General features: G+C 40.9%; 13 protein-coding genes, 1 tRNA gene and 1 CRISPR repeat array. Of the genes, 10 read left to right on the top strand and 4 right to left on the bottom strand.

Translation table 11 applies throughout. From position 1 onward, the window contains the following. Positions 1 to 104: 104 nt before the first annotated feature. On the bottom strand, positions 105 to 1,142 hold the full coding sequence (locus RMY64_RS24185) for an NADP(H)-dependent aldo-keto reductase (protein WP_322701333.1): 1,038 nt from the start codon (positions 1,140 to 1,142) through the stop codon (positions 105 to 107). Between the two features lie 837 nt (positions 1,143 to 1,979). Here RMY64_RS24185 and RMY64_RS24180 point away from each other — a divergent pair. The 5 genes from RMY64_RS24180 (at position 1,980) to RMY64_RS24160 (ending at position 6,038) form a co-directional block, all read left to right on the top strand. Then, positions 1,980 to 2,717 (top strand): Crp/Fnr family transcriptional regulator, encoded by a 738-nt coding sequence (locus RMY64_RS24180; protein ID WP_322701332.1) that lies wholly within the window; start codon positions 1,980 to 1,982, stop codon positions 2,715 to 2,717. Between the two features lie 189 nt (positions 2,718 to 2,906). Further along, complete coding sequence (locus RMY64_RS24175) at positions 2,907 to 3,653, top strand: Crp/Fnr family transcriptional regulator (protein ID WP_322701331.1); 747 nt, start codon at positions 2,907 to 2,909, stop codon at positions 3,651 to 3,653. 80 nt (positions 3,654 to 3,733) lie between these two features. Continuing rightward, positions 3,734 to 4,510, top strand: a complete 777-nt coding sequence (locus tag RMY64_RS24170) for a Crp/Fnr family transcriptional regulator (RefSeq protein ID WP_322701330.1) — start codon at positions 3,734 to 3,736, stop codon at positions 4,508 to 4,510. Positions 4,511 to 4,650: 140 nt separating this feature from the next. Next, complete coding sequence (locus tag RMY64_RS24165) at positions 4,651 to 5,070, top strand: response regulator (RefSeq protein ID WP_322684839.1); 420 nt, start codon at positions 4,651 to 4,653, stop codon at positions 5,068 to 5,070. Between the two features lie 377 nt (positions 5,071 to 5,447). Further along, entirely contained in the window at positions 5,448 to 6,038 is a 591-nt protein-coding gene (locus RMY64_RS24160; RefSeq protein WP_322674157.1) for a peptidoglycan-binding domain-containing protein, read from the top strand. A 127-nt stretch (positions 6,039 to 6,165) separates the two neighbouring features. Here the strand turns inward: RMY64_RS24160 and wecB are convergent, their stop codons facing one another. Together wecB and RMY64_RS24150 are read right to left on the bottom strand one after the other, a co-directional pair. Further along, positions 6,166 to 7,278 carry a non-hydrolyzing UDP-N-acetylglucosamine 2-epimerase gene (wecB, locus tag RMY64_RS24155; RefSeq protein WP_322701329.1) on the bottom strand — a complete coding sequence of 371 codons (1,113 nt, stop codon included), beginning with the start codon at positions 7,276 to 7,278 and terminating at the stop codon, positions 6,166 to 6,168. A gap of 260 nt (positions 7,279 to 7,538) precedes the next feature. Beyond that, positions 7,539 to 7,910 carry a hypothetical protein gene (locus tag RMY64_RS24150; RefSeq protein ID WP_322674155.1) on the bottom strand — a complete coding sequence of 124 codons (372 nt, stop codon included), beginning with the start codon at positions 7,908 to 7,910 and terminating at the stop codon, positions 7,539 to 7,541. Between the two features lie 731 nt (positions 7,911 to 8,641). Between RMY64_RS24150 and RMY64_RS24145 the strand changes: the two genes are divergently transcribed. After that, positions 8,642 to 9,925, top strand: a complete 1,284-nt coding sequence (locus RMY64_RS24145) for a type IV pilus twitching motility protein PilT (RefSeq protein WP_322674154.1) — start codon at positions 8,642 to 8,644, stop codon at positions 9,923 to 9,925. A 200-nt stretch (positions 9,926 to 10,125) separates the two neighbouring features. Beyond that, a complete protein-coding gene (locus RMY64_RS24140; protein WP_322674153.1) occupies positions 10,126 to 10,893 on the top strand; it encodes a circadian clock KaiB family protein in 768 nt (255 codons plus the stop codon). Positions 10,894 to 11,146: 253 nt separating this feature from the next. Then, a CRISPR array of direct repeats spans positions 11,147 to 12,839; the repeat unit is 37 nt; unit sequence ATCGCAATCAACTAAAATCCCTATTAGGGATTGAAAC. A 109-nt stretch (positions 12,840 to 12,948) separates the two neighbouring features. Here the strand turns inward: RMY64_RS24140 and RMY64_RS24135 are convergent. Then, positions 12,949 to 13,022: transfer RNA gene (locus tag RMY64_RS24135), tRNA-Pro, on the bottom strand. A gap of 136 nt (positions 13,023 to 13,158) precedes the next feature. Here RMY64_RS24135 and lipA point away from each other — a divergent pair. The 3 genes from lipA (at position 13,159) to sigC (ending at position 16,959) form a co-directional block, all read left to right on the top strand. Continuing rightward, positions 13,159 to 14,043, top strand: a complete 885-nt coding sequence (lipA, locus tag RMY64_RS24130; RefSeq protein ID WP_322674152.1) for a lipoyl synthase — start codon at positions 13,159 to 13,161, stop codon at positions 14,041 to 14,043. Positions 14,044 to 14,067: 24 nt separating this feature from the next. Next, positions 14,068 to 15,003 carry an NAD(P)H-dependent glycerol-3-phosphate dehydrogenase gene (locus tag RMY64_RS24125; RefSeq protein WP_322674209.1) on the top strand — a complete coding sequence of 312 codons (936 nt, stop codon included), beginning with the start codon at positions 14,068 to 14,070 and terminating at the stop codon, positions 15,001 to 15,003. Between the two features lie 705 nt (positions 15,004 to 15,708). Continuing rightward, entirely contained in the window at positions 15,709 to 16,959 is a 1,251-nt protein-coding gene (gene sigC, locus RMY64_RS24120) for an RNA polymerase sigma factor SigC (RefSeq protein ID WP_322674151.1), read from the top strand. The last annotated feature ends 154 nt before the right edge of the window (positions 16,960 to 17,113 follow it).

Below are 17,113 nucleotides of genomic sequence, written 5' to 3'. Positions count from 1 at the left end.
TTACCAGGCTGGAGCCTGGTAACGAGGCGAACTATCTAAAATGTTTGAATTTTGTTAGCGCAGCGTTAGCGAGTCCGCGAGCGTCATTTTGAATTTTGAATTGTTTACGGTGCTGGGTTTGGCGACTGAGCATGAACTATATCCAACTCTTCCAAAATGTCTTTGTCGAGAACTACATTCACGCTTTCTAAATTCTCTTTGAGTTGCTCCAGTGTGGTGGCACCAATAATTGTGCTAGCCACAAACCAACGACTCCGCACAAATGCCAAAGCTAGATGCGCTGCACTTAGTTGATGGCGCTTGGCAATTTCTACGTAAGCTGATACGGCTTGACTTACTTTTGGTTTGAGATAGCGCTGACCGAAATTATCAAACAAAGTGACTCTGGCTTTTTCTGGTTTGCCGTTTAGATATTTGCCAGTCAAGAAGCCAAATGCCAAAGGACTATAAGCTAGTAATCCAATTTCTTCGTGATAAACTGCTTCTGCTAAGGCTCCGTCAAATACTCGATTCAACAAGTTGTAAGCATTTTGAATCGAAGCAACTTTAGGCAATCCTAACTGTTTAGCAGCGTTACTAAATTGGGCAACTCCCCAAGGAGTTTCGTTACTCAAACCGATATAGCGAATTTTCCCAGCCTTAATTACATCGGCAAAAACTGCTAGCTGTTCAGCAATGGGAACCGTTTCTTTCACCTGAGTCGGATCGAATACCGTTTGTCCAAATCGTGGCACATAACGATCGGGCCAGTGAATTTGGTATAGATCGATATAGTCTGTTTGTAATCTTTTTAGACTATCATCTACAGCTTTTTTGATATTATCACGGTCAATTGCTTCGGCTCCACCACGTAACCATTTAAAGCCTCGACCAGGGCCCGCAATCTTAGTAGCTATAATAACTCGATCTCTTTGTTGACGCTTTAACCATTCCCCAATATAAGTTTCAGTTAATCCATAAGTTTCTCTACTTGGTGGGACAGGATACATCTCAGCTGCATCAATAAAGTTGATTCCTTGGGCAATAGAATAATTTAGCTGTTCGTGGGCTTCTTCAATAGTATTTTGTTGTCCATAAGTCATAGTGCCCAGACAAATTTCTGAAACTTTTAAGTCACTCTTGCCAAGTTGGTTATACTTCATATTTCTACGTTTTTATTCACTCGATTGAACAGTGATATTTTTGTTAGAGATTTTGCATTTTGTCAAGGGCATTATTATTTTTTAAGTAAATTAGCTTCAAACAACACTGGATTCGGCACTAAGCCAATATAAGTTTTTCAGAGAATATACAGTTTATACTCCTGTAAATTGATAGTTAAAGTGTAGTTAATGTATATAGCTGTTTATTATTGCATAGATGAACCAGATAAGTAAGTTAGTTTTAAGTAATCAAAATTTTAAATATGTATTAGAAAATACTTGCTTTTATTGAGTATTTGTGAAATAGACTGTTTTAGACTAAGTATATAGTACAATAAATCGGTAGATTTACCGTAGTAAGCTAAAAATCTTAAGATTCTTCTAGAATGAAGTCTTAATAAATATTCATCTTAATTGGGTAATTTCTAAGTATCTTCTTTTTAAGATAATAAAAATATACCAAGACTATTTGGGAGAGCTAAAAAGATTTGTAGCAATGAAAAAGATTTAGGTTTTAATGAGTTGTATAATCAGGAATTTTTTGCTGCGATCGCTTCCAAGGATGCTCGTGTCTATAGCAAGATGATTAACGAACATAATTTCATTTAATTATGCGATCGCAAATGTCGCAAATGTAATTAAGTTAATTTCTCTGGATTTTTTGTTATTATAAACAACTCAATTTTGTTATATTATAGATATGAGTATAAAAATCTCAATCTTTTATTATAAGTTTTTTAGGAAGTACGCTTTTTGACATTAGGGTTAAACTCTTGATTTTTCTCCCTATGCCGTAAGTTGTCTTTTCTAAAGACGGCTACATTCAGGAGAATTCCAATGTCATTAGATAAAAATATCCTTGAAAAACCAGCAAATAAGTTGCTGGCAACTTTGCCAGCCAGTGATTATGAGCGTCTTGTTCCCCACCTGAAGCTAGTTTCGCTTTCTACTCGCCAAATACTTCACCATGCAGGCGAAGCGATCGCACAGGTATATTTTCCTAACAAAGCAGTAGTTTCTATAATCACCACTATGGAAGATGGCTCGACTGTGGAAGTTGGTTTAGTGAGCAATGAAGGCATGGTGGGTATGTCCGTAATTTTAGGAGACAACACCACAACCACAACAGCATTTGTGCAGATTCCAGGTAGTGCGATGCAGATGGATGCGGATATACTCAAAAGCGAGTTCAATCGGGGCGGAGCTATTCAAAGTGTGCTGCTGCGCTATGTGCAAGCTGTATACACTCAAATAGCACAAGGATCTGCCTGCAACCGTCTTCATAGACTAGAGAGGCGGTTGGCTCGGTGGCTGCTAACAGTTTCCGATCGTCTGGAATCAGACGAATTTCCGCTCACCCAAGAATTTATCTCGCAGATGTTAGGTGTACGTCGTGTTGGTGTCACCGAAGCAGCTAACATCCTGAGCGAAGCCGGAACGATCGCCTACCACCGTGGTGAGATTCACATCCTGAATCGAGAGGCTTTAGAAAAAACCTCCTGCGAATGTTATCAGGTTATAGAAAATGAATTTATCCGTTTATTGGGCAATAAGCCCAATAAACGGCAAAAATAATTTTTTTGAAGCTTCTATGTACGGAACCGCACAGACTTGTTAAAGTCTGTTCATTTAAGCTTTTTTATATCGTCCCTGTGTTCTTTTAGAGAATACACCTTTCGACATTAGGATCAAATTCTGAAGTTCTTTCCTTGTGCCCTGAGTTGGCTTTTCTAAAGTCACCTATCTTAAGGAGAGTGACTTTTAATGTCATTAGATAAAAGCCTTTTTCAGCAACCACCAAATAAGCTGCTGGCAGCTTTGCCAGCGAGTGATTATGAACGTCTTTTCCCCCATCTAAGGCTAGTTCCGCTCCAAGTTCAGCAAATCCTTTACCAAGCAGCCGAACCCATTACACAGGTCTATTTTCCTGATAAGGCAGTGGTTTCTATTGTCACCACTATGGAAGATGGCTCAACGGCAGAAGTTGGGATAGTAAGCAATGAAGGCATGGTGGGTATCCCGGTAATTTTAGGAGACAACACCACAACCACAACAGGCTTTGTGCAAATTTCTGGCGCTGCTATGCAAATCAATGCAGATGTCCTGAAAGCCGAGTTCAATCGGGGCGGAGCTATTCAAAACGTGCTGTTGCGCTACGTACAAGCTGTATACTCTGAACTGGCGCAAGGTGCTGCCTGCAACCGTCTCCATACACTGGAAGAACGGCTGGCTCGCTGGCTACTGACAGTTTCTGACCGTCTGGAATCAGAAGATTTTCCCCTCACGCAAGAATTTATCTCCCAGATGCTAGGTGTACGTCGTTCCGGCGTGACAGTAGCGGCTAGCACCCTGAGCCGAGCCGGAATGATCAGCTACCAACGCGGTCATATTAGCATCCTGAACCGAGAGCATTTGGAAGCAACTTCCTGCGAGTGTCGTCAAGTTATCCAAAACGAATTTGCTCGGTTACTGGGCATGAAGCCCAGTAACCGAGCCAAAAAATTTTTTTGAGCTATGTGTGCGAAACCGAACAGACTTGCAAAAGTAAGTTAATTTAAAGTATTATGAGCGAATTTCTATTTTAATGTTCAGTGAGCGAAAACACTCTTAAGCTGCAAGTAAATAAGTTACTCGCGGCTTTGCCAACCAGTGATTACGAGCGTCTTCTCCCGCACCTAAAGTTAGTTTCGCTTCCCACTCGGCAAGTTCTTTACGAACCGGGACAACCCATCACACACGTCTATTTTCCCCAAAACGCAGTGGTTTCTATAGTCACTTGTATGAGAGATGGATCGACGGTGGAAGTTGGGATAGTGAGCAATGAAGGTATGGTAGGTATCCCAGTAATTTTAGGAAGCAACACAACAACTACAAAAGCGTTTGTCCAAGTTGCGGGTGCTGGAATGCAGATAGATGCAGATATTCTGAGAACCGAATTCAATCGGGGTGGAGCTATTCAAAAGCTGCTGCTGCGCTATGTACGAGCTATATATACCGAACTTACACAATCATGTGCCTGCAACCGTCTTCATTCATTGGAGGAACGACTGGCTCGTTGGCTGCTCACAGTCTCTGACCGTTTGGCATCAGAAGAATTTCCGCTCACGCAAGAATTTATCGCCCAGATGTTGGGTGTAAGGCGCTCCGGTGTGACAGTAGCGGCTAGCACCCTCAGCCGAGCCGGAATGATTAGCTACCAACGTGGTCATATTAAAATTCTGAACCGAGAGGATTTGGAAGCAACTTCCTGTGAGTGTTATCGAGTCATCCAAAAGGAATTTACTCGGTTGCTGGGGAATAAGTCAAGGCGCATAGGCGTAGCCCGCACTTCGGCTGCGCTCAGTGACCGTCGTAGACATCGCCAATGAAGAATATTAAGTTACTATGTCTGAAACCGGACAGACATTTGCTAATTGCTTCCTTTAAGATTTAGTAAAGTATGCAATCAAATAGCGCGTTTTTATGCGATCGCTACTTCTAGTCTTTATGCTACGGAGCCGTGAAAATAATGTCTAATCAATCGATGTCTTTTCAAGGTCTGCGATTGCTGATTGTTGATGATGACGCTGATACGAGAATATTACTTACTTTTCTGTTTGAATTAGAGGGAGCAGAGGTAATTGCAGCGGCTTCAGCAGACGAGGCTTTAAAAATAATGTCATCTTTTAAAGCAGACATCTTAATTAGTGACATTTGCTTACCCGACGAAGATGGCTACTCACTGCTCTTGAAAGTCAGAAATTTAGAAGCAAAGCGAGGTAGAAAGATTCCAGCGATTGCTTTAACAGCATCTACTTTCGAGGCTGACCATAAACGTGCATTATTAGCAGGTTATGATATATACCAATGCAAGCCAATAGATTTAGACGAGTTAACTTCTATTGTTGCTAGTTTAGTTGGAATCGAACAATACGTTTGTCATGTTTAGATGTAACTAGAGATAAATCATTAAATAAAAAAGCTTTAACTAAACTAAATTTTATTTATTTTCAAAATGCGATGTCTACACGAGCTAACCCGTTGTAGACATCGCATTTTTTCAGGAATATTTTGACTAATTTAGCAATCTGATTTGATTTCTGAATTAATCGTAGGGACTGGGGACTGGGGACTGGGAAGAAGGAATAAAGCTGTACTGAGTTTTTTTCAAAAATCAAATATGAGTCCTATTTTATTTTTTATTAATTTCGCTATCAATAAAAAACTTTTTAAAATACAGTGATATAAAATATACTAAGAATAAATACAGAGAACGACCAAGTAATTCTCTGGAAGTACTCATTTTTTCATATTAAGGAGTGCATTATGGAATATCTTGCTTATTCTCAGATGTTTATTGCTCAAGAAGAGGCATCTGGAAACACTAAGTATCATCTTCCTCAACCTCAATTCAATTGGAAAAAACTGCTTAAATCTTCGGCTTGGTTAACTTTTGCTGGTGTCGGTGTATTATTTGCTGTTGTAACTCAAATTCAAGTAAGTTCAGCTGCCTATGTAAAGACTAACGGCAGTTGTTTACGTGTCCGTACCGGCCCAAGCAGCAACTACTCGTATGTGGACTGTGTACCAAATGGTGCAACACTTCCAGCAATTGAACGATATGAAAATGGTTTTGCCAGACTTTCTACAGGTAGATACGTTTTTGCGCGATGGATTGGTAATAGACCTAACAATCCTCCTGTGACTAGACCTGGTGGTGTTGGCGGTTCGGTGATTCTTACTCCTGGTTCAAAAGGTCAGCTCGTCAGAGACGTGCAAACAGCTTTAGGTAATCTTAGAATTGATGGAATTTACGGTCAAGAAACTGTTAGCCGAGTCCGAAGCTTTCAGCAAAGCAAAGGTCTACTTGTAGATGGTGTTGTAGGCCCCGAAACTCGATCGGCTCTGGGTATTTAACCAGAAGCTACCCTTGGAATATCTCGTGGTTCGGTAAATATTGTCAAACTAGTTTTAGTTTTCAGGGTTTGTAGTAAGCACTTTAGTGCTTAGAAAATAAGGACTAAAGTCCTTACTACGAACTTGCTTACCCATGAATGTAATTTTGGACAATCTGCAAAATGCGCTCTGCTGCATGACCATCCCCAAAGGGATTGATTGCGTTTGCCATCGCTTCATAAGCATCTGAGTCACTGAGTAATTCAGCAGCAGCTGCAACAATGTTCTCAGTCGTAGTGCCAACAAGTTTGGCTGTACCGGCTACCACAGCCTCTGGTCTTTCGGTAGTGTCTCTCAAAACTAGTACTGGTTTTCCCAAGCTGGGAGCTTCTTCTTGCAAGCCTCCAGAGTCAGTGAGTAAAAGATGCGATCGCCCAATTGCTCCCACCAATTCCCCATAATCTAGAGGATCTGTCAAGAAAATTCGGGGATGATTCCCTAAAAGTTCCTGCAACGGGACTCGCACTGTCGGATTGCGGTGTAATGGTAAGAGCAAAGCTGTATCAGGAAACTTGTCTAAGATTTGTAAAAAGCCCTGAGCGATCGCTAACAGAGGTTCTCCCCAATTCTCTCGACGATGAACTGTTGCTAATAAAACCCGATATGATTCCCAGTCTAAGCCTGGGACATCGCAAACTACTTGAGTTGCAGCGACATTTAACAATGCATCAATTACAGTGTTACCTGTCATGTGAATTTCACCCAAAACACCAGAACGGTGCAAATTTTCCACAGCCCAAGGAGTCGGCGCAAAGTGCAACTGAGTAATTTGAGAAATCAATCGGCGATTAGCTTCTTCTGGGTAAGGATTGAAGATATCATCAGTTCTTAACCCTGCTTCTACATGACCAATAGGAATTTTTTGATAAAAAGCTGCCAAAGCTGCGGCAAAAGCAGTGGTAGTATCTCCTTGCACGATTACTAAATCTGGTTTTTCCGCCTTAAATAATGCTTCTAATCCTTGTAAACTACGGCAGGTAATATCATTTAGAGATTGCTGAACCTGCATAATTTCCAAGTTATAATCCGACTTGATATTAAACAGTTGCATAACCTGCTCAACCATCTCCCGATGTTGTCCAGTTAAAATTACTTGCAACTGAAATTCTGAAGACTTCTGGAAAACCTGAATCACTGGAGCGAGTTTAATTGCTTCCGGGCGAGTACCTAAGATAATGCAAACGCGTTTTTGATTAGTCATTAGTTATCTGTAATTTACCATCTATAGTCAATGGTCTATAGTCAATGCTCTATGGTCAATAGTCGGCGGTCAATCCTCACATAAACCATAAATATTAATGGATAAATCACACAAGATATAAAAAAATCGGCTTAACTTGACAAATGCATTATTTGTTTAATTAAGCTGTAATAACTATTTAAAAGTTCACATTATAAAAACCATGAAAAAACCCGGCTTAACCGGGCAGACGCACTGTTTGTCTAATTAACCTGTAATAACTATTTAATTTCACAAGTTAGAGGGCAAGCAGCGTAAACAGTAGCCTGCATTTGGTCTGCCTCTCCATGCAGCCAGCTTAACCATTTAATTTCACTAGGATGAACTCCCTTAACGGTTAGCACACCCGCAGCCAATACAACTGCCATGACATTAAACATTATTAGAGCGCCTGCTACAAGCAAAACCGCACTAACAGGCATTACAGATTGCAAGATAATCGACAAAAGACATCCAACCGTAGCCATTAAGACAACTAGTGGAAAACCCACAACCAACAAACATACTGCTAATGTAAAAGTCCATATTAAAAAGCTTTTAATCATCAACAAGGAGTAGGTCTTTCCTTGATTAGAGCTTTGAGCAGAAACCATGACTTTTCCTCCCAAAATACACAACAGATTTTAATTTCAGTAATATCTCACTTTTTTGCGAGTAAACTGAATTGTCTCAGTGAAATTCAGTATATAAAAACTAATTGGGAAAATGAGCATTTATTTACTAAAGTTTACAGTTAATTTTTTGTAATTATGGATATAAAGTCAATTTTATATCTATGAGAAAAACTTGTTTACTGCATCTACCTTCAGGTATAGAACCTAAAAGGTATGAGCTTTAAACCTCGATCCCCAAGCGATCGCTCCGATTCAACTTAACATTTCTTATAAAAACTAGTAGTCTTTCTCATAATTCCTAGACGGGCTGAATAAATGAACTGCTAGTATTTGTACTGTTAATTGCTAGCAATTCGTGCCCATGCCTGGGATAAATTTCTCATCTAAGTCATGAGAATATTTACTTTAAAAGTAAAAGCATTAAATCTTACTTCGTAACCTATGTGTATTTTCTGAGGTCTTTTAAGTACTTGCGTGTGTTAAACCAGTCTAGATAGGTTAAATAATCTGTCTAAATATTCTGAGTATTGAAATCTTAGGAAATAAAAGATACCAATTGAGGTGGATGAAATAGATTGACCGTGGTTCTAGAGTTTCAATCGCCTTCTATCACCGCTAAGGCTTGCAGACAAGCATTCTCCAAAAGTCATCAAAGCAAGTGACTTTACTTCTCGTGAATTCAACTTTTTAACTGCCAAATGTGAAGATATATGACAGAATCACAGTCTCCATTAAATTCTAACTCTGCTGCCGGACGTAATTTACCACCAATGCCGCCGCCTCCACCGCCAGCCCCAACCTTTAGTACGCAGCGACAGATGACACAAACACTTGATATGTCAATGGATAGGGGCACTAATGCGCCTGTTGCAGGTCATCGTCCGGCTAGTCCACCGCCAATACCTAGTTCAGTTCGCCCTCAAAACAGCAGTCCAGAACTAACTTTAGAAAAGTTAATTAGAGAAGCTTACGATCAGGGATATTCTGACTTGCACTTGGGTGTGGGTGAACCACCCCGCTTCCGCAGCCGAGGAGAAATTCAATCAGGAGATTATCCAGAAACAGATAAAGAAACTTTTATGAGTTGGTTGCGGGAGGTGATGACTGAGGGAGAAATTCAGCGCTTTGAAGAATCCTTAGAATTTGACGGAGCAACTCAATACGAATTTGCTCGCGTGCGGATTAATGTTTTTGGCTCCCTCAAAGGGCCTGCAATGGTGTTGCGGTTGATTCCGCTAAAAATCTTAACTATGGAACAGTTGAGATTACCTCCGATTTTTCGGGATATTTGCCATCACCATAAAGGTTTAATTTTGGTAACAGGGCCCACTGGTTCTGGTAAGTCCACTACAATGGCAGCGATGATTGACTACATCAATAAGGAGATGGCCAAGCATATCATTACCATTGAAGACCCGATAGAATTTGTCCATCAAAGCCGCAAGTCCTTAGTCAAACAGCGGGAAGTGGGAATGCATACCCGGAAATTTGACAACGCTTTGAAAGCAGCTTTGCGGGAAGACCCAGATTTGATTCTGGTAGGGGAAATGCGGGACAAGGAAACCGTTAACACCGCCCTAAAAGCCGCTCAGACTGGTCACTTAGTCATGGGAACTTTGCACACCAATAGCGCGGTCAAAACCATTGAACGGATTCTCAACCTCTATTCTGGTGATGAGCAAGATGCAATGCGGGTGGCGATTTCTGAGTCTTTAGTGGCAGTAATTGCTCAAGGTTTGTGTCGCACAACTGACGGTAAGCGGGCTGCTTTCCATGATGTCCTGATCAACACTGAGGCGATTAAAGAATGGATCAAAGATGGTAAGTATGATGAAATTGGCGAGCTGATGAAACAAGCCGGCTTTGACGGCATGATTACGATGAATCAGTCATTGCTGAATCTCTATCAAGACGGACGAATCACTGAAGAAACTGCTTTGGAAATGTCACCAACTCCTAACGAAATGGCGCAGTTTCTCCGAGGTCGAGTTTAGGATTGGGAATTGGGAATTGGGCATGGGGCATGGGGCATTGGGCATTGGGCATGGAGAAGAGACTTGTTCAATATTCTCCCTCATCTCCCTCATCCCCACTCCCTACTTTCCACTCCCAAATATCTTTGTTATCCTGGTTGCGGTTATAGCTAAGGTAAAAGGTAAAGAGAGAATTTTTTACTTTTAGCTTCCTAACCTCTGTGAATAACTTGACGACAAATAAACTATCTACACCCCAGTTGTTTAAAGGCATTGCCCTATTTACACCTGGAGGAGATTTAATTTACTGCATCGACCCTAGCAAGCAAGGTCGATGGCATTTGCATTTATGCTCGGCTTTGCAAGAAATTCTAGATTTACCAGAGCCACCACACTTTTTAGTGCCTTGTTATACTGCAACTATTGACAATTGGTTAGATCCGCGCACTCAACAAGTGCGAACTTTTGCTGAAGCTTATCCGGCTGTAATTAGACATCAAGCTTTGCTTAATGCTGTTTTTGGCACAGGGGAATTAGTATGGCAAGCAGCTCCTTGGCAAGAGGGATTGTGCGATCGCATGGTGTTAACAACCTATCGTTCGTCATTTGGCCAGCTTTGGGAGGATCACGATTTAATTGTCCGTCTAGACCTTTCTGAACCTGTGCCAAAATATCACCAACCAGTAATAGTACAAAAAAAAGAAGCCATTACCCAAGGCTATGTTCTCCGCTTATTTGTTGCCGGACATAGCAGTTCTACTGAACGCATTCTGCAAAATTTACACGAATTGTTAGAGCGATCGCTCAAACACCCTTATACTTTGAAGGTGATTGATGTTTTAAGCCATCCAGAACAAGCAGAACTAAATCAGGTTTCTGCAACTCCTACCCTTGTCAAGGTTTGGCCTCATCCAATTCGGCGAATCGTTGGAGAGTTGGATCGTGTAGAAAAGATTTTACAGATGTTAGCTGTTAAGGAAAACTTTTAAGTAATTAGACTAGTTTTTTTGCTAAATGCGCGAATGGGTAGGTGTTGGTGAAAGGGTTAGTACAAAAATGGCTAGATTGCTTTATCTGCAAGAATTTGAGAGCTTTAGCATCTTGAAACCATCCGCGCACCTCATATAAACTGACTTTCAGCTATTTACAGTTAGCACAATTCCCAATCCTTATGTTATGATTTTCGCATTCGCGCTGTTGAACCTTGAAAACAAAATAACACAGGGCTTTCAAACGCCTGCGATCGCAATCAACTAAAATCCCTATTAGGGATTGAAACCCATTCTGCTTTTACTCTAGTGCGCGTTTCGGCTAAAATCGCAATCAACTAAAATCCCTATTAGGGATTGAAACATTAATTTTTAGCTGTTCTTACGTCAAAGTGGAAGATCGCAATCAACTAAAATCCCTATTAGGGATTGAAACTTGGCTTGGTTAGTATTTAATGATTACGAAATTGAATCGCAATCAACTAAAATCCCTATTAGGGATTGAAACGATTTATTGTATTCTGCTGATTCGCAAGCTCATATCGCAATCAACTAAAATCCCTATTAGGGATTGAAACTTAAATTCAGAGAATAATATTTGATATCTTGACGAATCGCAATCAACTAAAATCCCTATTAGGGATTGAAACTTCTCCAAATCGAACTAAGAAAGTGTGACATTAATCGCAATCAACTAAAATCCCTATTAGGGATTGAAACCTTTAATATCAATGCTGACACCAGTTTCGATGCTAGGATCGCAATCAACTAAAATCCCTATTAGGGATTGAAACTGAAAAGACGGCAGGAGCAGACTTAAAAAATCTGATCGCAATCAACTAAAATCCCTATTAGGGATTGAAACATTGCAGAAGACGCGATTGCAGAAGCAATTGAACAGATCGCAATCAACTAAAATCCCTATTAGGGATTGAAACGTTAATTTGGTCAATAGGGGAATACGTTAGCACCGGATCGCAATCAACTAAAATCCCTATTAGGGATTGAAACTCTTCAATTCAAATCCTTTACTGACTTTAATTACTTTAATCGCAATCAACTAAAATCCCTATTAGGGATTGAAACAGATTATGCAGGCCAAGCCCGAATATAAAGAATTGATCGCAATCAACTAAAATCCCTATTAGGGATTGAAACTGGTTTTGCGATCGCATTTGTGATGGTTGCGATTCATCGCAATCAACTAAAATCCCTATTAGGGATTGAAACTGAAGATGCCGATAGCTGGTCGCATTATGCGTAAAATCGCAATCAACTAAAATCCCTATTAGGGATTGAAACAGAAAACTCATTTTTCTCCGTAGTAGTGCTATCAGATCGCAATCAACTAAAATCCCTATTAGGGATTGAAACTTTTATCGTACTTATTAACTGATTCACACACAATATCGCAATCAACTAAAATCCCTATTAGGGATTGAAACAAATATGATTGCATTAATGGGGCTTGCATAAAAAATCGCAATCAACTAAAATCCCTATTAGGGATTGAAACAACCAGCACATTCCCCAAACTGCCAACGCTACCAATCGCAATCAACTAAAATCCCTATTAGGGATTGAAACCCTTGTTAAACACATTTTATCAAATTTAGCAAAAATGGATATCGCAATCAACTAAAATCCCTATTAGGGATTGAAACAGAAACACTTCACTTTTTTGATTTTTATCCCACATATCGCAATCAACTAAAATCCCTATTAGGGATTGAAACAATGATTATCGGTGAAATGGGTACTGGCAAAAGATCGCAATCAACTAAAATCCCTATTAGGGATTGAAACCTTTATTGACACTGTAGCAAAGGTGAATCAAAAGAATCGCAATCAACTAAAATCCCTATTAGGGATTGAAACATTGGTGATAATTCTATTGATACCGCTACACATCGCAATCAACTAAAATCCCTATTAGGGATTGAAACCTTTAAGTACACGACTTCGGGCGGTACTTTTTAGACTCAAAGAAAGTCAGCTATATTTAAGTTAATAGAGGAGCATTCGACAAATAATTTGTCGCTCTACATCAAAAAATCGGGATGACTGGATTCGAACCAGCGGCCCCTTCGTCCCGAACGAAGTGCGCTACCAAGCTGCGCCACATCCCGCCATAAAAATGGCATTGTAAATTAAGAATATCATAACCTGCACTAAATAGCAGAATTACATCTATATACGATCGCTTCATCAAAGACTTTGCTTGCTAGGATTAAGTTTGTATAACTCTAGTGGTAAAAGCGGATTGTGACTGTAAAACCAGACTGGTTGCGGGTGAAAGCACCTGGACGTGAGCGCATCGGTAACGTTAAAGAAATTTTGCGGGATTTAGCCCTCAATACAGTTTGCGAGGAAGCGTCCTGTCCGAATATTGGTGAATGCTTCAACGCTGGGACTGCCACGTTTTTGATTATGGGGCCCGCTTGTACACGCGCTTGTCCCTACTGCGATATTGATTTTGAGAAAAAACCCAAACCACTAGACCCCACAGAACCTACACGACTGGCCCAAGCTGTTCGCCGCCTGAACCTTAATCATGTAGTCATCACTTCTGTAAACCGAGATGACTTGCTTGATGGTGGTGCATCTCAGTTTATAGCGTGTATTGATGCAGTTAACTCTGTTTCACCCAACACCACAATTGAGGTGCTAATTCCTGACTTATGCGGTAATTGGAATGCTCTAGAGTTAATTCTACAGGCTGCGCCAGAGGTATTAAACCACAATACCGAAACTGTTCCACGCCTATATCGCCGGGTGCGTCCCCAAGGAAACTACGATCGCACATTAGAATTATTGCAACGCACTCGCCAACTTTCTCCTAGCACATACACTAAATCTGGCATCATGGTTGGACTTGGTGAAACTGATGCCGAAATTCGCCAAGTTATGCAAGACTTGCGATCTGTCGATTGCGACATTTTGACCATTGGGCAATATCTCCAACCCAGTCAAAAACACTTGCAGGTAAACGAATTTGTCAATCCAGAACAATTTGCTGATTGGAAGGCATTCGGCGAAGAAATCGGATTTTTACAAGTTGTTTCTTCGCCATTGACAAGAAGCTCTTATCATGCTGAACAAGTCAGGGAGTTGATGGAACGCTACCCACGCTCAAAAGTTAGGAGTTAGGAATTAGGAGTTATGAGTGAGCAGATGTACTCCAACACAAAACTTTCCGTTGCAATTCTGGGTGCGGGTGCTTGGGGTGCATCTCTGGCAAATCTTGCTGCTGCAAATGGTCATCAGGTGCGCGTGTGGTCGCGTCAAGGTTCCCAAACTCTTCAAGCAGTTTTAAAAGATGCTCAAATAATCCTGTCCGCTATCTCAATGATTGGTGTGAGAGGTGTTGCTTCTGAAGTTGAGTCTTTCCCCCTTTCTCCAGAGACAATTTTTGTGACGGCGACGAAAGGCTTAGATCCCCAAACCACCTGTACACCTTCACAAATTTGGCAAACAATATTCCCTAACCATGCAGTGGTTGTTTTATCTGGGCCTAATTTATCAAAAGAAATTCAAATGGAATTACCAGCAGCCACGGTGGTAGCTAGTAACATCCCCACGGCTGCGGAAGTAGTGCAGTTAGTATTTTCTTCTCATCGTTTCCGGGTATATACGAATCCCGATCCCTTGGGGGTAGAACTGGGAGGAACACTGAAAAATGTGATTGCGATCGCAGCTGGTGTATGCGATGGTTTACAACTGGGAACCAATGCCAAAGCTGCTTTAGTTACCCGTGGACTTACAGAAATGGTTCGCATCGGCAACAACTGGGGCGCTAAGACGGAAACATTTTATGGTTTATCGGGTCTAGGAGATTTGTTAGCAACGTGCAACAGTCCCTTAAGTCGCAATTACCAAGTCGGCTATCAGCTAGCTGGCGGTAAGTCACTTACAGAAACTCTCGCCAATTTACAAGGAACTGCTGAAGGAGTAAACACTTGCCGAGTTTTGATGCAACGAGCCAACCAACAAAATATCGCAGTCCCAATTACCGAGCAAGTTTATCGATTACTTCAAGGCGAAATCACACCCCGACAAGCACTTGATGAACTAATGTTGCGAGATATCAAGCCAGAATACAACTACTAGTTACTGGTCTGTCAAATCAACTTGATAGCTAAATAAGTTAGTAGTAAGGACTTTAGTCCTTATATTAAGCACTGAAGTGCTTACTACATAACAAGCTTTCCTTAGCTTGATGGACTACTAGTTAGTAGTCTGTCAATTTGAAATTGGCACTTTCAGACTGACATACAAGACGGCGCAGGAACACGGAGAGGGTGTTTGATAATTTATCCGCATCTTCTATCTCCGTGTCGAGAGAATTTTTGCCGTTAATGCTAATCACTTTCCCGATATCTATTAGTTCTACTTATACCTGAATAATCCTGAGAAAAAATTGCTAAATCGTCAGGATATTACTTTTGCACCCATGTAAATGTGACTATGCCAATTATAAAGATGACATTCACTGAAGGATGTTTATACTGTGTTACAAAAGTTACTATCAAAAAACCATCAAGGTTGAAATATTAACTAAGTAGTTCAAATATTGCAAACCTAGCTGTGGATTTAAATAGCTATTGGTTTAATCAAAAGTTTAGCAGCCGATTAAGTTCAGTAATTCTGTATCCAATAAAACCCTTACAGTTAATTTCTAAAAAAAATTGTAAGGGAACGTTCAACCATGTTAGTTCATCGTTAATCGCGGGAACAATAGCAACAGTTGAATAGCTGACCGTAATCTAAGCTGACCGAAATCTATTGTTACCTGGAGCCATTGAGACGATCTTTATGCCAGCAACATCTTTTTATGCAGACGCCCCCTACAACACCAAAAAGTCTAGCCAGGCTTTGGACTCGGATCTCACGGTTGATGACAGTGAGTTATCGGTAGATGACCTACAGGAGCTAGAACTGGCAACTGTAGACAATGCTAACTTTGCTGCTAGCACCAACCGTCGGAGTACAGACCTAGTACGTCTATATCTTCAAGAAATTGGTCGGGTTCGCTTGTTGGGGCGCGATGAAGAGGTTTCAGAAGCTCAAAAAGTCCAGCGCTACTTGCGGATGCGGATAGTACTTGCTAACGCCGCAAAGCAAGGGGATGAAGTGATTACACCCTATCTAAGGTTAGTTGAAGTTCAAGAACGTCTAACCTCGGAACTAGGACATCGCCCGTCTTTGGAAAGATGGGCTGCCACTGCTGACATAATTTTATCCGATCTCAGACCGATTTTGGCAAATGGGAAACGTCGCTGGGCTGAAATCGCTAAGTTGACTGTAGAAGAGTTGGAGCAAGTCCAGTCCCAAGGACTCCAAGCAAAAGAACACATGATTAAGGCGAATCTTCGCTTAGTTGTGTCTGTTGCTAAGAAGTATCAAAATCGTGGTTTGGAATTGTTAGATTTAGTCCAAGAAGGTACATTAGGTTTGGAGCGGGCTGTAGAAAAATTTGACCCAACTAAGGGTTATCGCTTCAGTACCTATGCTTACTGGTGGATTCGTCAGGGTATTACACGGGCGATCGCTACTTCTAGTCGCACGATCCGCCTCCCTGTCCATATTACCGAAAAGTTAAACAAAATCAAAAAAGCTCAACGCAAAATTGCTCAAGAAAAAGGTCGCACCCCAACTCTGGAAGATTTAGCAACTGAGTTAGAGATGACACCTACCCAAGTCCGAGAAGTTTTGTTGCGGGTTCCTCGCTCCGTTTCTTTGGAAACCAAAGTAGGAAAAGATAAAGACACTGAGTTAGGTGAATTACTCGAAACTGACAGTGTAACTCCAGAAGAGATGTTAATGCGAGAATCTTTACAAAGAGATTTGCATCATCTTCTATCAGATTTGACTAGTCGGGAGCGCGATGTAATTCTGATGCGGTTTGGTTTGGCAGATGGTCATCCTTATTCTTTAGCAGAAATTGGCCGCGCTCTTGACTTATCGCGCGAACGAGTCCGCCAAATTGAATCTAAGGCTTTGCAAAAGCTACGTCAACCCAAGCGCCGCAACCTCATCCGCGACTATTTGGAGTCTCTGAGTTAGTCATTTGTCATTAGTCATTTGTCATTAGAAAACTACACTTGACAAATGACTAGGGACAAAAGGGTGATTTTATTCCCAGGTCAAAAGCCTTTTATTGGCTTAGGACTTACGCATTGACAGAATCATGATTATGTGTATTAAAGTCCAACTTCTG

The organism is Nostoc sp. DedQUE08 (assembly GCF_034530895.1).
GTDB lineage: Bacteria > Cyanobacteriota > Cyanobacteriia > Cyanobacteriales > Nostocaceae > Nostoc.
This window is presented reverse-complemented; position numbering and strand designations above follow the sequence as displayed.